This window comes from Streptomyces sp. NPDC059454 (assembly GCF_042749965.1).
Classification (GTDB): Bacteria; Actinomycetota; Actinomycetes; order Streptomycetales; family Streptomycetaceae; genus Streptomyces.
Genome location: NZ_JBHYVC010000066.1, coordinates 37123 through 43331, shown reverse-complemented (window position 1 = coordinate 43331; position 6209 = coordinate 37123). Strand labels below are relative to the sequence as shown.

Sequence of the window (6209 nt, the reverse complement as noted above, 5' to 3'; positions counted from 1 at the left end):
CACCCGCCACTACAACAACGTTTAGCCGCCCTTCCGTTGATTGCGGTGTAACGGGCGCCCCCGGACGGTGAACCACCGTCCGGGGCCGACGTGTCTCCAGGGGACGATTCTTTTTTGAACATGTTCAATTATCGGCGTACGCTCCTGCCATGAGCGACAGAGCCGCCCTGCTCAAGGGCATTCGCGCCTGGCTGGCCTTCTTCGTCGTCTGCCTGGTGCTCAGCGGCGCCACGGCCTTTCCGCTGGTGCACGAACTGCGCTGGACCGAGGACCTGCTCCGGTCCCTGTCGGCACCGGAGCACCTCCCCGCCCTCATGGACTGGATCGAGCGCGTGCGCCAGGGGCTCGACACCGCCGACGCCGAGTACCCCTTCCTCCTCTACGGCACCGACTGGCTCGCCTTCGCGCACCTCGTGATCGCCGTCGCCTTCTACGGCCCCTACCGCGACCCCGTCCGCAACATCTGGGTCGTCGAGTTCGGCATGATCGCCTGCGTCGGCATCATCCCGCTCGCGCTGATCTGCGGCCCGATCCGCGGCATTCCCTTCTGGTGGAGCGTCATCGACATGGCGTTCGGTGTGTTCGGCGTGATCCCGCTGTACGCCGTACGCCGGAAGATCAAGCGGCTGGAGGCGCTCACGCCGGACGCGGGTCCGGTGCTCGCTACTTGAGGGCGGCCTCCCGGATCCGGTCGGCGACCGGGTTCGAGGTCTCGTCCTTGGCATCGGTGTCGGAGAGCGAGTACACGAGAGTGAAGCTCAGGTCCTCGGTCGCGGCGATCATCGTGCTGTAGCCGGGGCGGGCGCCGCTCTTGCCCCAGTAGACCGTGCCCTGGAGCTCCAGGCGGGTCAGGCCCGCGCTGTGGGCGGCGTCCTTGATGGTCGTGGGGACCGTGAACATCTCCCGCAACTGCGGTTCGGGCACGATCTGCCCGCTGAAGAGGGCCGTGACGAGCCGTTCCAGGTCGGCGGTGGTCGAGATCATGTCTCCGGCCGCCCAGCGGTCGGCGACGTTCCACTCGGTGACGTCGATCAGCCGGGTCGTCCCGTCCGGTCGCTCGACCGTCTGGTATCCGCGGTGGTGCGGTCCCCGGATGCGGGGGTCCGTGCCGGGGAAGTACGTGTGCCGCATCCCGGCGGGACGCAGCACGAGCCGGGTGGCCGCGGAGGCGTACGACCGCCCGGTCACCTTCTCGATCAGCATGCCGAGGATCGTGTAGTTGATGTTGAGGTACTGCTGCTGATCACCGGCGGTGAACGCCGGTCCCTGCGCGACCGCCGTCTCCACGACCCGCCGCGGGGTGAGCGTGTCGTAGCGGTGCGCGTACAGCTCCTCGAAGGTGTCCCCCCAGCTGACGCCGGGCTGGATGCCGCTGGTGTGGTTCAGCAGGTTCCGTACGGTGACGGGCGTTTCGAAGTCGGGACCTAGCAGGCCGGGCAGGTAGCGCTCGATCGACGCGTCGAGGTCGACCTCGCCCTGGGCCGCGAGCCGGAGGACGGCGGCGGCCGTCACCACCTTGGTCGTCGAACCGGCCCTGAACCGCGCGTCCGGGTCGGCCGCCCGGCCGCTCTCCAGGTCCCGCACCCCCGAACTGCCCCGCCAGGAACCCTCGGTACCGCCCCGCCGGACGAGCGCGGCCGTGGTGCTCTCGTCGGGGAGCCCTCCGATCGCCTCGCACAGTGCCTTGTCCGACGGGGCGGCACTGCACACGGGCGCCGACGGGGCGGGGGAGGCGAACGCGGGCGCGGCGAGCGGGCCCGCGCCCAGGGTGAGGACGAGGGAGGCGGCGAGAAGGGTGGTGCGACGACGAGGGCGCATCGGTTGCTCCTCGGGGGAGTTCGGCGGAGGGACGCGATCATCCTCCGGCCGTGCGGGCCACCTCCGGATCGTCAGCGGGGAGGGTGCACACCCTGGCGCATCCCCGACCAACTCCCCTGAACGTGCAGGGGAGTTGTCGGGGGTTTGCCCTTAAGGCGACTGCCGCCCCGACCGGCCTCCGGTGTCACGCAGCGTGCACAGGACGTCGATGCGGTTCGTGGTGATCGAGTCGACGCCCAGGGCCAGCAGGCGGCGCATGGAGCGGCGGGTGTCCGGGGTCCAGACGGAGAGCAGGTAGCCGGCGTGGTGGACACGGTCCGCCAGGGCGCGGTCGACCAGGCTGAAGCGGTAGTTCAGCCAGCGCGGCCGGATCGCCTCCAGCAGACCGGCGCGGGCCGGTGCCAGGGTCGTGCGCGTGAGCGCGATCTCGGCGGACGGGTCCGCCGCCCGTACGGCGAGCATGGCGAGGGCGCCGGCGCAGTAGTAGACGCGGTCCTGGGCGTCCCGCTCGCGCACGGTGTCCACGACCCGGCGCACCGCGCGGACGTCCGGCGTGCCGGGCAGGTCGATCATCACCCGGCCGCCGTCCGTCGCCGCCAGCGCGTCGGAGAGCGTGGGCACCCCGTCGCCGGTGAGCCCGCGCACCTCCTCCCACGACAGCGACAGCAGCGGACGGTCGTGCCCCCAGAGCCGCTTCAGCGTGTCGTCGTGCAGCAGCACCGGGACGCCGTCCCGGGTGAGGCGTACGTCGATCTCCACCGCGTCCGCGCCCCGGTGGAGCGCGGAACGCAGCGAGGCGAGGGTGTTCTCGCGGACACGGTAGGGGTCGCCGCGGTGGGCCACGGCGGTCACGTTCTGCATGGCGGCCCTTCGCGGGGTGGTCAGGAGGCGAGCCAGGACGAGGTGTAGGCGTCGATCTCGGCGGCCAGCCGCGCCTTGCCCGCCGGGTCCATGAACGACGCCTCGACCGCGTTCTTCGCCAGGCCGGCCAGTCCCCGCTCGTCGAGCTCCAGCAGCCGCGCGGCGACCGCGTACTCGTTGTTGAGGTCGGTGCCGAACATCGGCGGGTCGTCGGAGTTGACGGTGACCAGGACGCCGGCCCGCGTGAACTCCTTGATGGGGTGCTCGTCGAGGTCGGTCACCGCGCGGGTGGCGATGTTGGAGGTGGGGCACACCTCCAGCGGGATGCGCCGCTCGGCCAGGTGCTGGAGCAGCTTGGGGTCGCGGGCGGAGCTGGTGCCGTGCCCGATGCGCTCGGCGCCCAGTTCGTTGAGTGCGTCCCACACCGTCTCCGGCCCCGTGGTCTCGCCGGCGTGCGGCACGGAGTGCAGCCCGGCGGCGATCGCGCGGTCGAAGTACGGCTTGAACTGCGGCCGGGGCACGCCGATCTCGGGCCCGCCGAGACCGAAGGAGACCAGGCCCTCCGGACGCAGCCGGTCGTCGGTGGCGAGCCGCAGGGTCTCCTCGGCGGACTCCAGCCCGGCCTCGCCGGGGATGTCGAAGCACCAGCGCAGCACGGTCCCGAACTCGGTCTCGGCCGCCTTGCGGGCGTCCTCGATCGCGTCCATGAAGGCACGTTCGTCGATCCCGCGCCGGGTGGAGGAGAACGGGGTGACGGTCAGCTCGGCGTACCGCACCTGCTGCCGGGCCAGTTCGCGCGCCACCTCGTAGGTCAGCAGCCGTACGTCCTCGGGGGTGCGGATCAGGTCGACGACGGACAGGTACACCTCGATGAAGTGGGCGAAGTCCGTGAAGGTGAAGTAGTCGGCCAGGGCCTCGGGGTCGGTGGGGACCTTGGAGTCGGGGTGGCGGGCGGCCAGCTCCGAGACGATGCGGGGGGAGGCGGACCCGACGTGGTGCACGTGCAGTTCGGCCTTCGGCAGCCCGGCGATGAAGGCGTGCAGATCGCGTGGGACGCGCGGCTCGACGAGACGGTCGGTCAAGGTTCCTCCCCGGAACGGCGTCCCCGGGCCGCACGGGCGGCGGGACGCGGATGATCGGCTGATCGGTGACTCGGGGTCATCGTAGGCGGTCGCGGGGAGGGGGCGCGGGGCGGCGCGGGGCGGCGGAGCCGTAGCATGGCCGGACGATCGAGGGCCAAGGGGGAACTCCAGATGACGGACGCGACGCAGCCGGGCGGGGACACGGGCGCCGACGACCCCTGGGCAGCCCCGGAGGACAGGACCTCACTGGACAAGGGCCGCACGTCCGGCACCGGCCGGCCGCCGGGGGCACCGGCCACGCCGACCGTCGCCGACGGGCTGTCCGTGCCGCGGCCACCGTCCGTGCACGACCAGCCCACCGTCGTGGGGATGCCGGGCGCCGGCTTCGTCCCGCCCGCCGGGGGCATGCCCCCGGGCGGCAGCGCGCCGTACGACACCCAGGGCTCCGCGCTGCCCCCGCCGCCCGTCGCGCCCACCGGCCCCGGCGCACCCGGCGGCTACGGATACCCCGGCTACCCGCCGGGCTACGGCTGGCCCGGCATGCCGGTGCAGCGGCAGAACGGCATGGGCGTCGCCGCCCTGGTGCTCGGCATCCTGGCCTGCTGCCTGTTCTGCCTGTACGGCGTGGTCTCCGTCGTCCTCGGCATCCTCGCCATCGTCTTCGGCATCAAGGGCCGCCAGAAGGCCGAGCAGGGCCTGGCCGACAACCACGGGCAGGCCCAGGCAGGCCTGATCACGGGCATCATCGGCCTCATCCTCGGCATCGCCGTGATCGTCCTGATAGCGGTCGGCGTCGTGGCCGCCATCAACAGCGAGGAGGACGGCTGGGAGGACGAGGACTACTACGGCGCCCACCGCCCGGTCGTCACCGCTCCCGCCCTCCGCTGACCGGACCGGTCGTCACGGACCGGATACGCCGACGGCCCGAGCCCCCGCACAGCGGGCTCGGGCCGTCGGTCTGCCGGAGGCGGGTCAGAGCGCGAGGCCCGTCAGGACCATCACGCGCTCGTAGGTGTAGTCGTCCATCGCGAACTTCACGCCCTCGCGGCCCACACCGGACTGCTTGGCGCCGCCGTACGGCATCTGGTCGGCGCGGTAGGAGGGCACGTCACCGATGACCACACCGCCGACCTCCAGGGCGCGGTGGGCCCGGAAGGCGGTCTGCAGGTCGTGCGTGAACACACCCGCCTGGAGGCCGTACTTGGAGTCGTTGACGGCGGCGAAGGCCGCCGCCTCGCCGTCCACCTTCTGTACGGTCAGCACCGGTCCGAAGACCTCCTCGCGGGAGATCGTCGCCTCGGCGGGTACGTCGGTGAGCACGGTCGGCGCGTAGGAGGCGCCGTCGCGCTTGCCGCCGGTGTGCAGCGTGGCGCCCGCGGCGGTGGCCTCGTCGACCCAGGACTCCACGCGCTGCGCGGCGGCCTCGCTGACCAGCGGGCCGACGTCCGTCGCGTCGTCGTTCGGGTCGCCGGTGACCTGCGCCTCGACGGCGGCGACGATGCGCGGCAGCAGACGGTCGTACACGGAGGCGTCGGCGATCACGCGCTGCACGGAGATGCAGGACTGGCCGCCCTGGTAGTTGGAGAAGGTCGCGATGCGCTGCGCGGCCCGGTCCAGGTCCTCGTCGCGTCCGAAGTCGGCGAGGACGACGGCCGCGCCGTTGCCGCCCAGTTCCAGGGTGCAGTGCTTGCGCGGCACCGAGTCCATGATCGCGTAGCCGACCGTCTCGGAGCCGGTGAAGGAGATCACCGGCAGCCGCTCGTCCCGGACCAGGGCGGGCATACGGTCGTTGGGGACCGGCAGGACGCTCCAGGAACCGGCGGGCAGCTCGGTCTCGGCGAGCAGCTCACCGAGGATCAGGCCGGAGAGGGGCGTGGCGGGCGCGGGCTTGAGGATGATGGGCGCGCCCGCGGCGATCGCGGGGGCGACCTTGTGAGCACACAGGTTCAGCGGGAAGTTGAACGGCGCGATGCCGAGGACGACGCCCTTGGGGAAGCGGCGGGTGAAGGCGAGCCGGCCCTGGCCGCCGGCGTCGGTGTCCAGGCGCTGGGCCTCGCCGCCGTTGAAGCGGCGGGCCTCCTCGGCGGCGAAACGGAACACGGAGACCGCGCGGCCGACCTCTCCGCGGGCCCACTTGACCGGCTTGCCGTTCTCCGCGGAGATCAGGCGGGCGATCTCCTCGGTGCGCTCGGCGAGACGGCGGCTGACGTGGTCGAGGGCGGCGGCACGGACGTGGGCGGGAGTGGCGGCGAAGTCCTCGCGGACGGCGTGGGCGGCGGAGACGGCGTCTTCGATCTGGGCGTCGGTCGGGACGCTCACCGTGCCGACGGTGCGGCCGTCCCAGGGGGAGGTGACGTCGAAGGCGGTCTCGCCGGTGGCCTGGCGGCCGGCGAGCCAGAAGGCGGTGGTGGAAGTCATGTGCGGGGTCCGGCCCTTCCGCGGTCGGGG

At 72.4% G+C, this 6209-nt stretch carries 6 protein-coding genes; 2 read left to right on the top strand and 4 right to left on the bottom strand.

The window, feature by feature from the left end; translation table 11 throughout:
• Window positions 1–149: 149 nt before the first annotated feature.
• Window positions 150–671, top strand: coding sequence for a hypothetical protein (locus ACFXAE_RS30695; protein ID WP_384721030.1), 522 nt, complete (start codon window positions 150–152; stop codon window positions 669–671).
• Here the strand turns inward: ACFXAE_RS30695 and ACFXAE_RS30690 are convergent.
• The 3 genes from ACFXAE_RS30690 to ACFXAE_RS30680 form a co-directional block, all read right to left on the bottom strand.
• Window positions 664–1818, bottom strand: coding sequence for a serine hydrolase domain-containing protein (locus ACFXAE_RS30690; RefSeq protein ID WP_384721027.1), 1155 nt, complete (start codon window positions 1816–1818; stop codon window positions 664–666). The two genes, ACFXAE_RS30695 and ACFXAE_RS30690, sit on opposite strands and share 8 nt — an antisense overlap.
• Before the next feature lie 150 nt (window positions 1819–1968).
• A complete protein-coding gene (locus tag ACFXAE_RS30685) occupies window positions 1969–2679 on the bottom strand; it encodes a glycerophosphodiester phosphodiesterase (protein WP_384721024.1) in 711 nt (236 codons plus the stop codon).
• A 20-nt stretch (window positions 2680–2699) separates the two neighbouring features.
• Entirely contained in the window at window positions 2700–3761 is a 1062-nt protein-coding gene (locus ACFXAE_RS30680; protein WP_384721021.1) for an adenosine deaminase, read from the bottom strand.
• A 171-nt stretch (window positions 3762–3932) separates the two neighbouring features.
• On the opposite strand from ACFXAE_RS30680, the gene ACFXAE_RS30675 reads away from it, so the two are divergent.
• The gene (locus ACFXAE_RS30675) at window positions 3933–4649 is read left to right on the top strand and encodes a DUF4190 domain-containing protein (RefSeq protein ID WP_384721036.1); all 717 of its coding nucleotides are present in this window, start codon (window positions 3933–3935) and stop codon (window positions 4647–4649) included.
• Window positions 4650–4733: 84 nt separating this feature from the next.
• Here ACFXAE_RS30675 and ACFXAE_RS30670 read toward each other — a convergent pair whose 3' ends face one another.
• On the bottom strand, window positions 4734–6179 hold the full coding sequence (locus ACFXAE_RS30670; protein ID WP_384721018.1) for an aldehyde dehydrogenase family protein: 1446 nt from the start codon (window positions 6177–6179) through the stop codon (window positions 4734–4736).
• Window positions 6180–6209: the final 30 nt, after the last annotated feature.